General features: G+C 45.0%; 17 protein-coding genes. 15 read left to right on the forward strand and 2 right to left on the reverse strand.

Annotated features, from left to right (window positions below; all coding sequences use genetic code 11):
* Positions 1-47: 47 nt before the first annotated feature.
* Together saoX and saoP are read right to left on the reverse strand one after the other, a co-directional pair.
* On the reverse strand, positions 48-1,310 hold the full coding sequence (gene saoX / locus BQ5375_RS14635) for an ABC transporter substrate-binding subunit SaoX (protein ID WP_248000900.1): 1,263 nt from the start codon (positions 1,308-1,310) through the stop codon (positions 48-50).
* A 150-nt stretch (positions 1,311-1,460) separates the two neighbouring features.
* Positions 1,461-2,288 carry an ABC transporter permease subunit SaoP gene (gene saoP, locus BQ5375_RS05585; RefSeq protein WP_239591054.1) on the reverse strand — a complete coding sequence of 276 codons (828 nt, stop codon included), beginning with the start codon at positions 2,286-2,288 and terminating at the stop codon, positions 1,461-1,463.
* Positions 2,289-2,614: 326 nt separating this feature from the next.
* On the opposite strand from saoP, the gene saoT reads away from it, so the two are divergent.
* The 15 genes from saoT (at position 2,615) to BQ5375_RS05660 (ending at position 17,096) form a co-directional block, all read left to right on the forward strand.
* Positions 2,615-2,875: a thioredoxin-like (seleno)protein SaoT gene (gene saoT, locus BQ5375_RS05590; RefSeq protein WP_240067709.1), complete on the forward strand. Its 261-nt coding sequence runs from the start codon at positions 2,615-2,617 to the stop codon at positions 2,873-2,875.
* A complete protein-coding gene (saoE, locus tag BQ5375_RS05595) occupies positions 2,866-3,966 on the forward strand; it encodes an efflux transporter SaoE (RefSeq protein WP_022132694.1) in 1,101 nt (366 codons plus the stop codon). The genes saoT and saoE overlap by 10 nt, the downstream gene beginning before the upstream one ends.
* A 30-nt stretch (positions 3,967-3,996) precedes the next feature.
* Complete coding sequence (saoC, locus tag BQ5375_RS05600) at positions 3,997-4,539, forward strand: Cys-Cys-COOH (seleno)protein SaoC (protein ID WP_022132693.1); 543 nt, start codon at positions 3,997-3,999, stop codon at positions 4,537-4,539.
* Entirely contained in the window at positions 4,539-5,324 is a 786-nt protein-coding gene (gene saoB / locus BQ5375_RS05605) for an ABC transporter substrate-binding (seleno)protein SaoB (protein WP_239591073.1), read from the forward strand. The genes saoC and saoB overlap by 1 nt, the downstream gene beginning before the upstream one ends.
* 19 nt (positions 5,325-5,343) lie before the next feature.
* Positions 5,344-6,210: an ABC transporter ATP-binding protein SaoA gene (gene saoA, locus BQ5375_RS05610; protein ID WP_076917547.1), complete on the forward strand. Its 867-nt coding sequence runs from the start codon at positions 5,344-5,346 to the stop codon at positions 6,208-6,210.
* A 17-nt stretch (positions 6,211-6,227) separates the two neighbouring features.
* Positions 6,228-6,560 (forward strand): DsrE-related protein SaoD, encoded by a 333-nt coding sequence (saoD, locus tag BQ5375_RS05615; RefSeq protein WP_022132689.1) that lies wholly within the window; start codon positions 6,228-6,230, stop codon positions 6,558-6,560.
* Between the two features lie 316 nt (positions 6,561-6,876).
* Entirely contained in the window at positions 6,877-9,498 is a 2,622-nt protein-coding gene (adhE, locus tag BQ5375_RS05620) for a bifunctional acetaldehyde-CoA/alcohol dehydrogenase (protein WP_022132688.1), read from the forward strand.
* 471 nt (positions 9,499-9,969) lie between these two features.
* Positions 9,970-10,728 (forward strand): phosphotransferase, encoded by a 759-nt coding sequence (locus BQ5375_RS05625; protein ID WP_076917594.1) that lies wholly within the window; start codon positions 9,970-9,972, stop codon positions 10,726-10,728.
* Positions 10,729-11,363: 635 nt separating this feature from the next.
* A complete protein-coding gene (locus BQ5375_RS05630) occupies positions 11,364-12,032 on the forward strand; it encodes a sugar transferase (protein WP_076917595.1) in 669 nt (222 codons plus the stop codon).
* An 88-nt stretch (positions 12,033-12,120) separates the two neighbouring features.
* A complete protein-coding gene (locus BQ5375_RS05635; protein ID WP_022132686.1) occupies positions 12,121-12,870 on the forward strand; it encodes a hypothetical protein in 750 nt (249 codons plus the stop codon).
* A gap of 81 nt (positions 12,871-12,951) precedes the next feature.
* Positions 12,952-14,349 carry an EpsG family protein gene (locus BQ5375_RS05640; protein WP_022132685.1) on the forward strand — a complete coding sequence of 466 codons (1,398 nt, stop codon included), beginning with the start codon at positions 12,952-12,954 and terminating at the stop codon, positions 14,347-14,349.
* 3 nt (positions 14,350-14,352) lie between these two features.
* Positions 14,353-14,832, forward strand: a complete 480-nt coding sequence (locus BQ5375_RS05645; protein WP_022132684.1) for a VanZ family protein — start codon at positions 14,353-14,355, stop codon at positions 14,830-14,832.
* Between the two features lie 15 nt (positions 14,833-14,847).
* Positions 14,848-15,582, forward strand: coding sequence for a YveK family protein (locus BQ5375_RS05650; protein ID WP_022132683.1), 735 nt, complete (start codon positions 14,848-14,850; stop codon positions 15,580-15,582).
* Positions 15,583-15,585: 3 nt separating this feature from the next.
* Positions 15,586-16,347, forward strand: a complete 762-nt coding sequence (locus tag BQ5375_RS05655) for a CpsD/CapB family tyrosine-protein kinase (RefSeq protein ID WP_022132682.1) — start codon at positions 15,586-15,588, stop codon at positions 16,345-16,347.
* The gene (locus BQ5375_RS05660) at positions 16,344-17,096 is read left to right on the forward strand and encodes a tyrosine-protein phosphatase (RefSeq protein WP_022132681.1); all 753 of its coding nucleotides are present in this window, start codon (positions 16,344-16,346) and stop codon (positions 17,094-17,096) included. Before BQ5375_RS05655 ends, BQ5375_RS05660 begins: the two co-directional genes overlap by 4 nt.
* Positions 17,097-17,128 lie beyond the last annotated feature (32 nt).

Consider the following 17,128-nt stretch of genomic DNA (forward strand, 5'->3'; position numbering starts at 1 on the left):
AACAAGTGACCCCGGACAGGTCACTTGTTTTAGTCAGAATATGATTACTAGTCGTTCATTGTGATTTCAGCAATGTCGTCGTATTCATTGGTGGTGATACCATCAATTTCTTTAGCTTTTGCAAGCCAGTCTTCAAAGCTGATACCGGTTGGATAAAGTGGTTCTACTTCATTTTCAATGAAGTCGTGGAAGTCTTCCACACCGCACTCTTCAATGAGGTCGGTGGACATAAAGCTCTGGAGGTCGTTGATCTTGATTCTGTCCTCTTCTGGAATGGTGTCATACTGGTTCCAGTTTGCAACCAGATTCTCCAGATTCTTTTCGGAGAACTGCCAGGTCAGGGTACGACCCTCTTTTACAGTCTTCATATAGATTGTATTGAGAGCAACTTCCGGTTTTGTACCGTAAGCATCAGCAAAGATCATTGCTGCATTGTATGGATGTGTGTAAACGTATTTTACAGAAAGTGCGTGAGCAAGAACCAGACGTTTTGCCAGTTCCGGATGCTCTTCGTAGAAATTGGTGCTCATAGCGTATACGCAGCAGATACCCCAGTTATCCAGGTCATTGCTGTCGCTGTCAACGCCCAGTTTGCTTCCTTTGTAACCCCAGTCGGTTGCCATAACGTGTCCGATACCTTCGAACTCTGCCTGAGAGGCAAACGGGTCTCACGTTGCAAAGCCGTCGATCTGACCGGCTTTCATAGCAATCAGGGCATCGGTTGCGCCCATATCTACGGTTTCATAGTTTCCTTCTGTTACAACTGGAATGTCCAGCTTTTCAGCCCAACCGCACCATTCGGTTCCGGTCTCTGCCTCGCTGCCGATAGCCAGCTTTTTGCCAACCAGGTCTTCCGGGCTCTGGATGTCGTTGCTGACTACCAGATAGTAGGAACCACCCAGATGGTTTGCAGCTGCCATGAAGAGAGGTGCACCGTTATTTACAGAACGGATTGCGCCATTGATGCCCTGATAGCCAACGTCCATCTCACCGGAAGCCATTGCCTCCATGATCTGACCGGTTTTGGTAACGTTGACGTTTAAGTCAAGTGCATCAAAGATGCCGCTTCCCTGGCCGATCAGAGAAGCAACCATGTGGTCACAGTTGTTGTAGCCAAGCTCAATGACATAGTCTTTGTCTGCGTCAGAGAGCTCACCAAGATAATCCTTGTACTTAGCCACTTCTTCCTCTGCGTTATAATCGATCTGTACCGTATTGGTATCGTTGCTGCTGTCTTTACAGCCACTCAGACCCATCATCAGCATGGAAGCGGCAAGCATCAGACATAAAAGTCTTTTTCGAATTGTCATGCTTTTCTTCCTTCCTCAATAAAACCTTTTAACTTATTTCCATCTGCTGACCCGGACAGAACAGCAGAAAGAACCAAAAGAAAATTTTGGCGAAAATCCACCGATTGAGGCCTCGCCAATGGGAAACCTGTTAGATTCCCGGAAAGAATGTTAGTCTGCTTTCCAACGAAGCAGGACAGTTTCTACCAGCAGCATGATGCGGTCGATTGCAAATCCGACCAGACCAGCAATCAGCATGTATGCCATGATGGTAGCAGTTTCCATTCTTCCCTGAGCCTCAACCATTAAGTAGCCGAACCCGGCACTTGTCGCAATGAACTCCGCTCAGATAACAGACATCCAGCCCATACCAATTGCAAGGCGGATGCCGGTGATAACCCCGGGCAAAGCACCGGGAACAACAATATCCTTAACGATATCCAATGTGCTGGCGCCCATACTTCTTGCAGCATTGTAGAAATCCTTGCTGATGTCCTGTACGCCGGCAATGGTATTCAGGATGATGGTGAAGACACCGCTGAACGCAATCATGAAGATGGTTGGACCATCGCCCAGACCAAACCAGACAATGGAAAGCGGAACCCAGGCCATAATTGGAATCTGACGAAGTGAGTTGATGAACGGAGCGAGTGCTTTGAGCATCTTTGGAGAATAGCCCATAATCAGACCAAGTGGAAGTCCAACCAGGAATGCGTACAGGGTACCGGTCAAAACACGACGTAAGGTAATGCCGATGTTTCGCAGTACATACAGGTCACGCAGAGAGTCCACAGTCTTAAACAGTACCGATTCCAGTGTTGGGAATAGGAAGTTGTTTTCGGACATGTGTGCAGCAAAAAACCATACCACACAGATTACACCCACAGCAATTGGAGTATAGATGTTGAATTCTTTGCCGTTGAGTTTCTTCCAGTTGCGGCGGTCAGACATTTTCGCAGCTTGCGCCATTCGATTCACTTCTTTTTCACCGCTGTTCATATTTTTCACCTCCTTAAATTTACAAATTATTTATAATCCATCACCAAATGATAGCATGGTTCGATAGATTTTTCCAATTGCTTTTTTGAATTGCGAAAACAGATGAATAGATTTTATCGATAACAGATATTTTTTTATCGATTATTTAGTGATAAAATCGATAGGTTTATAGGATTTTTCAATTTTTTTTGTTTTTTAATAGTTAATTTCAATAATTGTTTCTTTTTTTGCTATTATTTGTTATGATTGGTATGTTTGAGAGTATGTGGCTTTTTGCGTTCGGAAGGGGAAAGCAGTCCGTACGTGAAGAAAAAGGAGGAAAATAAATGAAGAAACCATGTGTAGAATATATCTGCGCTTGTGCATGATGCGAGGTATATGTCGGATTCGTGGAATCCTTAAAAAAAGAGTATGAAGGCCGTTTGGAAGTTGTGATCTATAAAGCAGGCAAGGATTTTGGCTACATCAAAAAGTATGGAGCAACCACCAAGAGCATGCTGGTTATCAATGAAAGCAAAGCGGTCCGCAATATTAATAAGGAAACAATTGTGGCAGCATTTGAGGAGGCAATTAACAGTTGTTGTTAGAGTTTTTTTCATTTATTGGCGGAGTAATCAACTCGGCATTTGACATGCTGGGAACGTCCTCATCCTGGATGATTCTCAGCTTTTTTATCGCAGGACTCCTGCATGAATTTTTGAGTCCGGAGAAGATGAGAAAAAGTTCCATTGGAACCAAAAAGGTATCCGGTGTATTCTGGAGCACCATTTCCGGAGCATTGATTCCGATTTGCAGCTGCGGTACCATCCCGCTGGGAATCAGCTTGTACTATTCCGGTGCTTATCTTGGTCCAACCCTTGCGTTTATGACCTCGTCCCCAATGATCAACCCGATTGCGGTTATCCTTTCCTGGGGACTTTTAGGACCAAAGATTACTATTATTTACATCATCACCGGTCTGGTTGCACCGATGATCATCGGTATCGTTGCAAACCGCTTTGGAGGCAAGGAAATCTGCCTGTATTCGGAGGAAGAAGCGGCAGAGCGTCCGATTTTGCTGGAAGAGGAAACCATGTCGGTGATGGATAAGATCAAATCTGGACTGCACTGGTCATTTACCGAACTTTCGCTGACTGTATCCAAATATGCAGTTACCGGCATGCTGATTGCAGGACTTTTGTTTAACATCGTACCACAGTCCGCAATCCAGACCTATCTTGGAAATCCGGGCTTTATTTCCTTGTTTGGCATTACCGTCATTGCAGCACTGATGTATGTTTGTGCGGTAGGTCATCTTCCATTTATTGCGGCAATCGTTGCAAGCGGCGCCGCTCCTGGTGTGGCAATTACCTTTTTGATGGCAGGTGCATCCACCAACATTCCGGAACTGATTACCATTTCCAAAACAATCGGCAAGCGTGCAGCTTTGATGTATTTTGGTATGGTAACCGTTATTTCCAATGTTGTGGGCTATATCACCAACCAGCTTTTGATGCCGGGATTTAAGCCAGTTATGGACTTTGACACAACACATAAGACGATTGAACTTGCAAACCGGTTTATCGTAACAACACCGGATTGGGTACAGAATCTGTGCAGCCTGGTTCTGATCGGATATGCCTGTGTAGCAGGTTGGAAGTGGCTCAAGAAACAGTTTGCAAAGGTTTCTGTTGCATAAATGAAGTCGAAGTATCAGGATGGGAGAAGCATGGAAGAAAAGACGAAAAAAAGCAATAAGAAAGTTTCATTGCTGATAAAAGCAGTCATTGTTCTTGTAGTTGTTGTGATTGCTTTTTTCCTCAGCCAGTATGTAGCGGAGAAAAACGAAAAAAGCACCGGTTCTCGCCGTGAGCGCATCTATGCACCGATGGTCGAGGACGACAACGCAGCATTAGTAGCATTCCAGCAGGAAAATCCACAGCGCAAGGTTGTACTTGCCTGTGAGGAGGATGTTACAAACGATACCCTCAAGGATCTGCTGATTATTTATAAGGAAGATGATCCAACCGAGGGAGAGATCACCCGTTTGGTGGTTTCGATTGCTCAGCAGGATGGAAGCTATACCTATACAGAACCGATTCCGGCTCCGATCGAAAATCAGGGAATTCAGTTTAAGAACATTGATGAAGAAGCGGAAATGGAATTTATTGTTTCCGGTGAAAAAGACGGAGCAGCAGGATATGCAATCTACCGCATGATCGATGGACAGCCTATGGATCTGTTCGGTGATGGAATGGAAGATTGCTGTTAATGGAGATACAGAAAAAGATTTTGCTGGCAGGCGTGGGACTGGTGGTCGTATTGTCTGCCATGCAATTTATTCTTCCAAGGGAGAATGAGAAAAACGCACAGGCACAGCTGCGCATCGGAGCCGGAGATGATATTTCCGGCTATCTGGTGCAGGAGATTCTCAGCCAGCAGGACAGTCCGGTGCAGCTTTCGGAACAATCCATGGAAGGATATGAATTTCAGGACTGCTGAAGCAACACTGCACAATGGGCCTTGCGCTCAGAGGAAATTGATATGGCACTGAGCTGTTCCCATCAGGCAGCTCATCTGGTGGAAGAGGATGACCGCTTTGTCATCTATGCGCCGGCGATTATGAATGCAGAAGTTGTCGCCTATCAGGGCGACATCCAGCAGATTAAAACGCTGGGGGTAGGACAGCAGCGCCTGTACCTGCAGAACCTTGCAAAAGAAGCTTATCCACAGATTGAAACGGTGGAGGAAATTAAGCCCAATATGCTGCCATATACCTTGTCGACCGGAGAGATTGACGCAGCGGTGATGGATGTGACCAAAGCGACACTGGTTCCTGAGTTTTCTTTTGCTCCGCTGTCCGATCATGATTATATCTCCTATGTGCTGATTGTCCGGGAAGATCTGATCGGGACAGAAAAATTTGACCAATTTATTAAAAGCTATAACAGGTCGGTGGAGCAGCTGAAAGATGGCCAAAAACTACAGCAGGATCTGGGAATGGACGCACAGTTTTGGAAACAGGTAAAGTTTTTGACGATGGATTCGTATGAATAATAGAGGGGAAGAAAACGAAATGTCAATTTCAGTACAGAATATTACCAAAAGTTTTAAAGACAGGCGCAATGCAAAGGAAAGAAAACTGATTCTGAAGGATATTTCCTTTGACATTTCGGAAGGGGAGTTTGTATCCCTTCTGGGTCCTTCCGGCTGCGGCAAAACTACAACACTGACCATTATCGCTGGGTTCCAGTCTCCGGATGAAGGAAAGATCGTGGTCAATGGCAAGGAAGTTTCCAAGCCAGGTCCGGACCGTGCATTTATGTTCCAGAACTATGCCCTGTTTCCATGGCTCAAGGTCGGGGAAAATATCATGTACCCGATGAAAAAACAGAAAGTTCCAAAAGAACAGCGCCAGCAGCGCCTGAAAGAACTTCTGGATATGGCACAGCTGAGCGAATACGAGAACTACTATATTCATGAGCTTTCCGGTGGTATGAAGCAAAGGGTTGCGCTGCTGCGTGCGATGGCATGTGACCCGAAGGTACTGCTGATGGATGAGCCGCTTGGTGCGGTTGACTTTCAGATGAGACAGCTGCTCCAGATGCAGCTGGAACAGATGCTGATGCAGAAAAAGACCACAGCACTGATGGTAACCCACGACGTGGATGAAGCTGTTTATTTGAGTGACCGTGTTATTGTTATGTCCCGTGACTATGGAAGAATCCTGACCGATCTTCGTATCGATCTTCCTCGTCCGCGTGACCGTACCCATGTTATGTACCACAACTATGTGGATCAGCTGACCAACGTACTGAAATCTGCCCTCAACGGCGATGTCAAGAACGACGAAGATAAGGATCTGCTGGAATTCATCCAGAAATCTGAACTGGAAAAGAATCGTCTGCACAACGCTTTGTTTGGGGATGCAGATAAAAAATAAAAAGGAGACAGAGTAAAATGAAAGTCGCTTATATTTTTATGTCTGATCATGCAAGAGAAATTTTGGAGAATATGATTCTTCCACAGATGGAAGCAGGTGTTCACGGTGCGGATGTTGTGGGCATGGTATTCTTCTTTGACAACGCATACATGCTTCACAAAGACAGCGAGATCGGCAAACGTCTGGCAGCTCTTTCTGAAAAGAATGGTATGATGCTGGTTGGCTGCGATTATTGCTGCCAGCAGCGCGGCATTTCCAATGATCTTGTTTTCCCAGCAGGTGTGGGATGCTTCCCAACCATCTATCCTGCTCTGGAAGGCGCAAAACCAGATCAGGTTATTACTCTGTAACAGAATAACGTGAAAAGAGGTATGGTACCTTGGGTACCATACCTCTTTTTTTATACCTTGTTTTGACATCAGGACAATCAAATTGTAGTATTTATCCAAAACATAATGATTAGAGAATAAAAAAATTTACGAATTAAAAATAAAAAAAGCGAAAAAACCATTTGACAGTTGTTCACGTTTATATTATAATGTGATTGTTAAATAAATAACGTTAAAAAAATAACAAGTTAGAATACAGACACAGCTGATGCAGGGGTTTGAACGATCAAAAGAACCAATTCCAAGCATCACATTTTAAAACAGGGGGAAAAACGATATGGCAACCAAGACGAATGCACCGCAGCCGGAAGTTACAATCATTGACAATGTGGATGCGCTCCAGGCTCGCATGAAAGAGATGCGCAAAGCGCAGGAAGTGTTTGCAACCTATACACAGGAACAGGTAGACAAAATCTTCTTTGCAGCAGCAATGGCAGCAAATAAAGCAAGAATCCCACTGGCAAAACTGGCAGTAGAAGAAACCGGCATGGGCGTTGTGGAAGATAAGGTAATCAAAAACCACTACGCAGCAGAATATATCTACAATGCATACCGCGATACCAAAACCTGCGGTGTGATCGAAGAAGATGCAGCTTACGGCATCAAGAAGATTGCAGAGCCAATTGGTCTGGTTGCTGCAGTTATCCCAACTACCAACCCAACCTCCACCGCAATTTTCAAAACACTGATCTGCTTAAAGACCAGAAACGCTATCATCATCAGCCCACATCCACGTGCAAAGGCTTCTACGATTGCAGCAGCAAAGGTTGTTTATGAAGCAGCAGTGGCAGCAGGTGCACCGGAAAACATTATCAGCTGGATCGATGTTCCAAGCCTGGAACTGACCAATGAGGTTATGCGTGAATCCGATACCATCCTTGCAACCGGTGGTCCTGGCATGGTTAAGGCAGCTTACTCCTCCGGCAAACCGGCTCTGGGCGTTGGTGCCGGCAATACACCAGTTATCATTGATGAAACTGCTGATATCAAGATGGCAGTTAACTCCATCATTCACTCCAAAACTTTTGATAACGGTATGATCTGCGCTTCCGAGCAGTCTGTAACCGTTGTTGGCGATATCTATGACGCAGTAAGAAAAGAATTTGAATACAGAGGATGCTATTTCCTCAAAGGTGATGAGATCGACAAAGTTCGCCACACCATCCTGATTAACGGCGCGCTCAACGCAAAGATTGTTGGTCAGTCCGCATACACCATCGCACAGATGGCAGGTGTAAATGTTCCGGAAAAAACCAAGATTCTGATCGGTGAGGTAGAGTCGGTTGATATCTCCGAAGAATTTGCACATGAAAAACTTTCTCCGGTTCTGGCTATGTACCGTGCAAAAGACTTTGATGAAGCGCTTACCAAAGCAGAACGTCTGGTAGAAGATGGCGGTTACGGACACACCGCTGCACTGTATATCCATCCGGCACAGAAAGAAAAGATTATGAAGCATGCTGAAGCAATGAAGGCATGCCGAATCCTGATCAACACCCCATCGGCTCACGGTGGTATCGGTGATTTGTACAACTTTAAGCTGACACCATCCCTGACACTGGGCTGCGGTTCCTGGGGCGGCAACTCCGTTTCCGAGAACGTTGGCGTAAAACATCTGTTAAACATCAAGACCGTAGCCGAGAGGAGAGAAAATATGCTGTGGTTTAGAGCACCTCAGAAAGTATACCTGAAGAAAGGCTGTATGCCGGTTGCCCTGGATGAACTGGGCAAGGTAATGGGCAAGAAGAGATGCTTCATCGTTACCGACTCCTTCCTTTATAAAAATGGCTATGTAAAACCAATTGAGGATAAACTTGACGAAATGGGAATCCAGCACACCTGCTTCTATGAAGTAGCACCGGACCCGAACCTCTCCTGCGCAGAAGCCGGCGCACATGCAATGCGCGCATTCGAACCAGACTGCATCATCGCACTGGGCGGCGGTTCTGCAATGGACGCAGGTAAGATCATGTGGGTAATGTACGAGCATCCAGAAGTAAACTTCCTGGATTTGGCTATGCGCTTTATGGATATCCGCAAGAGAGTCTACACCTTCCCGAAGATGGGCGAAAAAGCATACTTTGTTGCAATCCCAACCTCTTCTGGTACCGGTTCCGAGGTAACTCCATTTGCAGTTATCACCGATGACCGCGACGGCACAAAATACCCTCTGGCTGACTATGAGCTGCTGCCAAACATGGCAATTATCGATGCAGACAACATGATGACCCAGCCAAAAGGCCTGACCAGCGCTTCCGGTATCGACGCACTGACCCATGCTCTGGAGGCATACGCATCCATCATGGCTACCGATTACACCGATGGTCTGGCACTCAAAGCAATGAAGAGCATCTTTGAATACCTGCCAAGCGCATACGAGAACGGCGCAAATGATCCATATGCTCGTGAAAAGATGGCAGACGCTTCCTGTATGGCAGGTATGGCATTTGCAAACGCATTCCTGGGTGTATGTCATTCGATGGCACACAAACTGGGCGCATATCATCACCTGCCACACGGCGTTGCAAACGCACTGATGATTTCCTATGTTCTGAGATTCAACGCAGAAGAAGTTCCGGTTAAGATGGGAACTTTCTCTCAGTATCAGTATCCACATACCCTGGCTCGCTATGCAGAATGTGCACACTTCTGCGGTGTATGCGGCAAGGATGACAAGGAAACTCTCGAACTGTTCATCAAGAAGATCGAAGATCTCAAAGAGAGAGTTGGCATCAAGAAGAGCATCAAGGATTACGGTGTAGACGAAAAATACTTCCTGGAAACTCTGGACCGCATGGTTGAGGATGCATTCGATGACCAGTGTACCGGTGCTAACCCAAGATATCCTCTGATGAGCGAGATCAAGGAAATGTACCTCAAAGCGTATTACGGAGAGTAAGAGTTTGAAAGGGAATTAGAGCAAAAACAAAAGTTTTTGGTCGAGCTTTTTACAAAAAGCTCGCGGATTCTAAAGGCAGAGCCTTTGGTCGCTCACCGCAGTGAGCGAAACACTTTATCGTCAGGCGCTCATTGGGAGAGCTCGAGAACCTTTTTGCAAGAGAAAAGGTTCTCGAAAACCGATTGCAAGTAGAGAGCAACACTCAAAAATTATCCAGTGGATGATTTTTGACGGTAGAAACCTGTTCCGATTTGCGTGGCGCACTGTGTTGCGCCCGCGCACTAACGTGCGACAGTATCGAAACAACAATCAGTCTCAATCGATTTATATAATGTTTTTGTTGGGTGTCACAGGGGTATTGCCCCCGTACCCCCACAAACTTTTGTGTACAAAAGTTTGACAAAAAACTTCTGTTCGCCTACGGCGCAAAGACGGGCAGACCGAATGGATAACCATATTAAGGAGGGAACCATCAAGATGTCAGAAAAGAATATTATCTTTACAAGACCACATAAAACAATTTACGAACAGGATGGCAAGGTAGTTAAGGTATTTGACCAGAACTATACTCTGTCCAGTGTACTCAACGAAGCAAAAAATGAAGCACTCGTTCAGGAAAACACAGACCTTAATGTTCCAAAGGTTCTTGCAGTTACCAAAGAAGAGGGTGGTTGGAGCATCACCCGCGAGCATATCGAGGGAAAAACTCTGGCTCAGCTGATGGAAGAACATCCAGAGAAAATGGATGAATATATGGAGCAGTTTGTTGACCTTCAGCTGATGATCCATCAGCAGAGAGTTCCAGCAATCAAAACACTGCGTCACAAACTGGCAGATCAGATCAATTCTCTCAAGGATATCGATGCAACTGCTCGTTATGAGCTGTCTGCACGCCTCCAGAGCATGCCAAAACATAACAAACTGTGCCATGGTGACTTTAATCCAAGCAATATCATCGTTGACAAGGAAGGAAAACTGTGGGTAATTGACTGGGCTCATGCTGCACAGGGCAATGCATCCGCAGATGCAGCTATGACCTATCTGCTGTTTGCACTTCATAATAAAGATGCAGCAGAACAGTACCTTAAACTGTTCTGCAAAAAGGCTGATACTGCTCGTCAGTACGTTAACCGTTGGCTGCCAATCGTAGCGGCTGCTCAGCTTACCAAGAAGAAAGAGGAAGAAAGGAAGCTTCTGATGAGCTGGATTGATGTTGTAGAATATCAGTAAACTTGTAACAAAGCACCTGACTTTCACGAAAAAAAAGAATCTTATTCCAACCAAATTGTTTCCCCCTTGGGCGCTGCAAAAATTGCAGCGCTCTTTTTTTGCAGAAAAATCAGAAGCAAAACCAGAATTTATGTTCTGGTTTTGCTTCTTTTACTATTAAAAGATTTGTAACAATTTTCGAATGTTTACAGTCAGTGATATTGCGTTAGTTTCTAATTCGTATCAGATATGACTTTATGCAAAAATCATTGGTTAGATTTTATATAATAAAAATAATACTTTACAGAAATAAAATAAGTACAGAATTTCTAAAAAATTAATTTAAAATTAGGTAGAAAATAGTAGTATCGTCGAATAGCATATTTTAAAAAAGATAATGAATAGAAAAAAAGAAATTTTAGACAAAAATAGCAGTATTTTCAGAATAATCAGGAAAAAGGATAGACAAACAAGAATTTAGATGATATAATGCACCGGAAGTCACAAAATAAAAATATAAAAAATTACTTTTGCAAATCAAAATCGGAAAAACCGGAAGATTGCAATCGGAACTTGTGACAGATATCCTCCAAATGGGAAACAGGGGGAAAACGTTTAGGGATCGATCAATGTGTATCCCGGAAAGAGAGGAAACTATGTCCAGCAAAGTATTGGAACTGAGCAGTGTCAGATTTCCACAGGTTGTCACACAGGAAAAGCCGTTGTACGAAAAAGTAAAACGCAGCTTTGATCTGTGTATGAGTCTTTGTGCGCTGATCGTTTTGTGGCCGCTTTTTCTGCTGATTGCCGTTTTGGTATACAGCGAAGATAAAGGCCCGGCTATTTATAAGCACAAACGAATCGGCAGAGATGGCCAGGAAATCTACCTGTACAAATTCCGCACCATGAAAAACAACTGCCCGCCGATCGAGGAGATCTTTACAGAAGAACAGATGAAGCAGTGGAAAGAAAACTTTAAAGTTGACAACGATCCACGCATCACCAAAGTCGGCAATTTCCTAAGAAAGACAAGCCTGGATGAACTGCCGCAGCTTCTCAACATCATTCGCGGTGATATGAGCATCGTTGGTCCACGTCCGGTAACGCAGGAAGAAACCGAAAAATATGGTGTTCACCGCGCATTGTTTTTAAGCGTGATGCCGGGACTGACCGGATACTGGCAGGCAAACGGACGCAGCGCAACAACCTATGAGCAGAGAATGGAGATGGAGCTGTACTACGTAAGAAACTGCAAGTTTACAATGGATCTTCAGATCATCTTCCAGACCGTGGCAGCCGTATTGAAACGGGAAGGCGCAATCTAAAGCTCTAAGGAAAATTTCGTTAAAACAGGCTAAAATATTCTTTTTCATGGAAAAACAGAAAACCAATATACAAAGGAGGACGATATCCATGCGCAAAATTACTTCCGGTATGGCAGCTTTGGCACTGTGTGTCTCCCTTTCTGTTCCAACTTTCGCAGCAACAGGTTATGCAAGCGGCACTGTTAACAGAAATGACTACACTCCAAGCACCACCACAACAACCACCACAACCAACAAAACCCAGACTTCCACCACAAATAGCACAAAAGCAGAAACCCAGCTGAGCACTTCTGCTGTCAGCAAGAACATTGCAGATGCAGTAAAATCCGGCAGCACCACAGCAACCGTAAAGGTAAAGAATGCAAAGACCATCGATGCTGCAACCATCAAAAATGTAGCGGCTGAAGCTGCAAAAGCAGGTGTAAACAGCAAAATCCACGCAGACCAGGTAGTAGGCGGCAAGGTAGTTGCCCGTATGTATCTGGACCCTGCAAAGGCAGCAAACCTCAAAGGTGAGATTAACCTTAGCGTTAATACAGATGCAGAAAGCACAAAAGTTGCTACTGACACCTTCAAAAAATATTTTAACAATGAGATTGCAGCGGTAAACCTTGGTCAGAAAGGCTCCTATGGAATGGATGTCAGAATCGCAGTTAAGGTAGACCTGAGCAAGCTCAATACCGAAAATCTCAACTTCTTTGCTTATGACAAAGAAAGCAACACCTATGTAAAACTGACAGAACCAAAATATCAGATCGACGCAAACGGCTACCTGCATTTTGACACATCGGTAGGCGGCGATGTTATCATCACAGACCAGGCACTGACCGCAAAATAAAAAAAGAATCATTGCGGTTTTCTGATCTACCATGAAAAGGAATATTTTAGTCTGTTTTAAACGAAAAAAGGAGCGTTTTTAGTGTTAACATATGATCTTTTACTGGGAGGGATGCTGCTGCTTGCCGGTCTGTTCCAGATTGGAGGCAAAGGAAAAAATCGAAAACGAGAACTGACATTTCTTTTGATTGTTTTTGTGATTTTAGGTGTGACCTCCGCAATACGTTATTCCACCGGAATCGATTACAGCTACACCTATGCACCAGGATATGAACAGGTGCTGCAAAATCCGGACATTTCACTGTTTGGACATCACTACGAGCCGGGATATATGCTGCTGCAAAAGATTGTTGCGTTTTTCAGCAGTAACTATCAGATGATCTTTGTGGTGACAAGCCTGCTGATTATCGGACTGTTCTGTATCTGCTATGCTAAATATTCCAGCAACGTTTATTTGAGCGTTATGCTATTTTTGCTGCTCAGTGAATACTACTGCACAATGAACTTTATTCGTCAGAGCATTGCCGGAATCATTGCACTTTTTGCACTGGAATTTTTAAAGAAGAAAAAGTTCCTGCCGTATCTGATGATTATTCTGGTGGCATCCACCTTCCACAAGTCTGCGTTGATTTTGATTCCATTTTTCTTTATCAACCTGATTCCGTTAAACAAGTGGGTGCTTGCAGTTTATTCTGCTGTGACAGCACTGATTTACTTTAACACTGATAAAATCATGGGACTGGTTACCCAGTACTGGTATAAGGGCTATCATATGGAGAGCGTTCATGTACAGAGCACCTTTGAATGGCCGTTTGCACTGGCAATGTTTGTTCAGTTCCTGATTGTATTTTTAGGAAGCGCCAGACTGCGCAAGAAGGATAAGAGCAACTATGTTTATGTAAACTATGCCTTCTTTGCTTTCTTCTTTACCCTGATGGGAACAAGACATTCTATCTTGGACCGCTTTTCTATCTACTTTGAGTTTGCCTTCCCACTTTCCATTCCACTGCTCTATACCTGTCTGAGAGAGAGCTTTACAAGCTGGTGGGCTTTGAATGGACGGGGAGAAGGAGAAAAACAGGAAAAGAAAAGTGCCTGGCTTGCAGCCGGATTGCTCACGGTTATCTTCTGCGGCGGATTTGCAATCCATCAATACGCACTGATGATGGATCACCACGGCGTAATTCCTTATCGAACCGTGCTGAATCAGCCGTTTTATCAGGAATATCTGCAGCAGCTCAAGCAGGATGAGCAGGAGTTTGAAGAGCAGATTTTAACTGAGGAACAGGAACCGGTGGAGCAGCCGATCGATGAACCAATTGATGATGAACCGATAGAAGAACCAAGTATCCAGCAGGATGAGCAGAGCTTATCGAAAAAACAAGAACAGCAAAACTCCTCCGACACGTCTTCCCAAGTTACGGAAGAAATTCCTTCTGAAATTCCAGAAGGAATGCCGGTCGAGGTATTTTTGGAGTAAAAGATGAAACACAAATCCTATCTCTTATTTGCATTTTTGATAGCGGCATGGCTGGGAATCATCTTTCTGTTTTCAGCACAGCCGTGGCCCAATTCATTTCATACCAGCAGCGCGGTGGAACAAAAAATTATCAGTTTTGCCGCACAGTTTGCCGGTGGTGAGGCAGTGGCAGAGCAGCTGCTGAAGCTGTTCCCGCTGCGAAAGATCGCCCACTTTACCGAGTATATGATTTTGGGTTGTTTCAGTACAGCAGGATATTGGTATTATCAACGGGAAAAAAGAAAAACAGAGCACAGCAGTGTACTTCCAGTGATGGGATTTTGTGCCCTGCTGGCAGCACTGGATGAATTTCATCAGGCATTTGTTCCGGGCAGGACCAGCTCAATTTGGGATGTCCTGCTGGACAGTGTCGGTGCTTTTACGGGAATTTTCTTATCTGCCTGTGTGATCAAAAAGATAAGAGGAATGAAGAAACAAGGATAGCAAGGAGGTCTATCAATGCAAAATACTCCGATGGAAACTCCCATGGAAACTTCCATGCAGGAAGGAATCAGATTTGATCTGATGGAGCTGACTCAGATTCTGTTTCAGCACTGGATTTGGATTGCAGCAACAACAGTATTATGTGCAGCAGCAGGGCTGCTGTTTACCATCTTTGGGATGACCCCGCAATATCAGGCGGAGGCAACCATGATTGTCAACAACCGTCAGGATCAGACGGTAAGTATCACCAATGACCAGCTGGTTTCGGCACAGAAACTGGTTGATACCTATTCCATTATCATTACTAACCGCGGTGTCATTGAACCGATCATGAAAAACCTCAACATTGAGGAAGATTACGAGGATTTTATCGAGAACATTTCGGTCAAAGCGCTCAACAACACACAGGTTATGAGCATCAAGGTGAAAAATCCGGACCCACAGGTTGCATTGGAAATTGTAACTCAGATTGTAGAGCGGGTTCCAGAGGTGATTACCAGTACCATTGAAGCCGGTTCGGTCAATATTGTTTCTGCACCTTATGTCAATGTAGAACGTCCGGTTTCTCCGAGCAAGGTCAAAAATACGATTTTTGCAGCCGGTGCAGGATTTGTCCTTTCTGTGGCTGCGATCTTCCTGATTGCCCTGCTGGACAATACCTTTAAGTCGGAAGAAGACATTGAAAAACAGCTAGGACTGGTTACCATTGGCATTATTCCTACCACAGAAAGCTGCAGAAAGAAAGGATAGTTTATGGCAAAATTCTTTCAGAAAAATAAAACGATACATGACGAAAATAAGTTGGAGATCGTTTCGGACAAATCTCCCTTTGCATATGTAGAAGCGTATAAGACGCTCAGAACCAATATGAATTTTCTTTCCCGCAACAGCCAGTACAAAAAGCTGCTGCTCACAAGCTCCATTCCGGGAGAGGGAAAAAGCAGCGTGTCGATTAATCTGGCACGGGTACTTGCAGAAAACGGAAAGCGTGTTCTGCTCATCGACTGCGATATGAGAAAGCCGATGCTGCACCGTTACCTTCGCGCACAGCGTTTTCGTTCCAGAGGACTGAGCACAGTGCTCAGTGGGAACAGCACGCTGGAAGAAAGCATCGCGACCTTTAGTGATCTTCAGTTTGACCTGATGACAGCGGGACCGATTCCGCCAAATCCAACCGAACTGCTTGCATCTGCTGAGATGGGCAACCTTCTGGAATTGCTGGAAACACGATATGACTACATCATCTGTGATACACCGCCGGTTTCTCTGGTCACCGATGCAGCAATCCTGAGCGAATATTGTGATGGGGTGTTGCTGGTGGTTCGCCAGAAATATGCGACCTTCCAGCAGGTCAAGCGGGCAAAGCAGAATCTTCAGAATGTGCATGCACAGATTCTTGGCTGTGTACTTAACCAGTACGATGTTTCCAAAAATGTCAGAGAGTCGGCAGGTTCGGCTTATTATCATTATCAATACGGCGACACAAAACTTGCTTCGGACGGGATGATGCAATGATTGATTTTCACACACATATTCTGCCGGGAATCGATGATGGCGCAAAGTCTTTGGAGGAATCCTTGTCTCTGCTGAAAATGGAGCAGGAACAGGGAGTTGACACCATTGTGCTGACACCACACTATTTCCACGAGCGGCAAAGCCTTGATGAGTTTTTACAACAACGGAATACGGCGTATGAACAGCTGCGGCATGCAGCCGAGCGGGAAAAAATTTCCATAAACTTTCATCTGGGAGCAGAGGTCCGTTTTAGCCCATGGCTGGAGAGCAAAGAGGCAAGACAGCTTTGCTTTAGCCGCGATGGGCTGATTCTGGTGGAACTGCCGTTTCAGATCTGTCCACCTAACGTGGAGCAGACCCTGACACTGATGCAGATGAACGGGATGATTCCGGTGTTAGCGCATGTGGAGCGGTATCCATACCTGCGGCAGAACCCGGAACTATTATACCGCTGGATCAGCAAAGGTGCGTTTGCTCAGGCAAATGCAAACAGCCTCCTAGCCGAACGGGAGGGGGCACTGTTTATTCTGGCAGGCATCCGGCATGGGTTGATTCATCTTCTGGGAAGTGATACCCATTCGGTTGACAAGCGCCCGCCAAGACTTCGGGAAGCGATGGAGCTTTTGCAGAAGAGCAAGAAGCTGCCATCCAGGGAAGAACTGGAACAGCTTGCGGAAGACATTTTGCAGGGTGAGATTCTGGAACCTGCACCGTGTACGCCGATGAAAAAGTTTCTGGGATTTCGGTAAATACAAAACAATACGAGGAAAAAGAGCAAATC

Origin of the sequence: Negativibacillus massiliensis (assembly GCF_900148495.1) — a bacterium.
Classification (GTDB): Bacteria; Bacillota; Clostridia; order Oscillospirales; family Ruminococcaceae; genus Negativibacillus; species Negativibacillus massiliensis.

Excerpts from the sequence above, each read along its gene's own strand:
- saoC (WP_022132693.1), top strand. The coding sequence starts at position 3,997 with ATGGAAGAAAAGACGAAAAAAAGCAATAAGAAAGTTTCATTGCTGATA.
- saoA (WP_076917547.1), top strand. The coding sequence starts at position 5,344 with ATGTCAATTTCAGTACAGAATATTACCAAAAGTTTTAAAGACAGGCGC.
- saoD (WP_022132689.1), top strand. The coding sequence starts at position 6,228 with ATGAAAGTCGCTTATATTTTTATGTCTGATCATGCAAGAGAAATTTTG.
- adhE (WP_022132688.1), top strand. The coding sequence starts at position 6,877 with ATGGCAACCAAGACGAATGCACCGCAGCCGGAAGTTACAATCATTGAC.
- BQ5375_RS05630 (WP_076917595.1), top strand. The coding sequence starts at position 11,364 with ATGTCCAGCAAAGTATTGGAACTGAGCAGTGTCAGATTTCCACAGGTT.
- BQ5375_RS05635 (WP_022132686.1), top strand. The coding sequence starts at position 12,121 with ATGCGCAAAATTACTTCCGGTATGGCAGCTTTGGCACTGTGTGTCTCC.
- BQ5375_RS05645 (WP_022132684.1), top strand. The coding sequence starts at position 14,353 with ATGAAACACAAATCCTATCTCTTATTTGCATTTTTGATAGCGGCATGG.
- BQ5375_RS05650 (WP_022132683.1), top strand. The coding sequence starts at position 14,848 with ATGCAAAATACTCCGATGGAAACTCCCATGGAAACTTCCATGCAGGAA.
- BQ5375_RS05655 (WP_022132682.1), top strand. The coding sequence starts at position 15,586 with ATGGCAAAATTCTTTCAGAAAAATAAAACGATACATGACGAAAATAAG.
- BQ5375_RS05660 (WP_022132681.1), top strand. The coding sequence starts at position 16,344 with ATGATTGATTTTCACACACATATTCTGCCGGGAATCGATGATGGCGCA.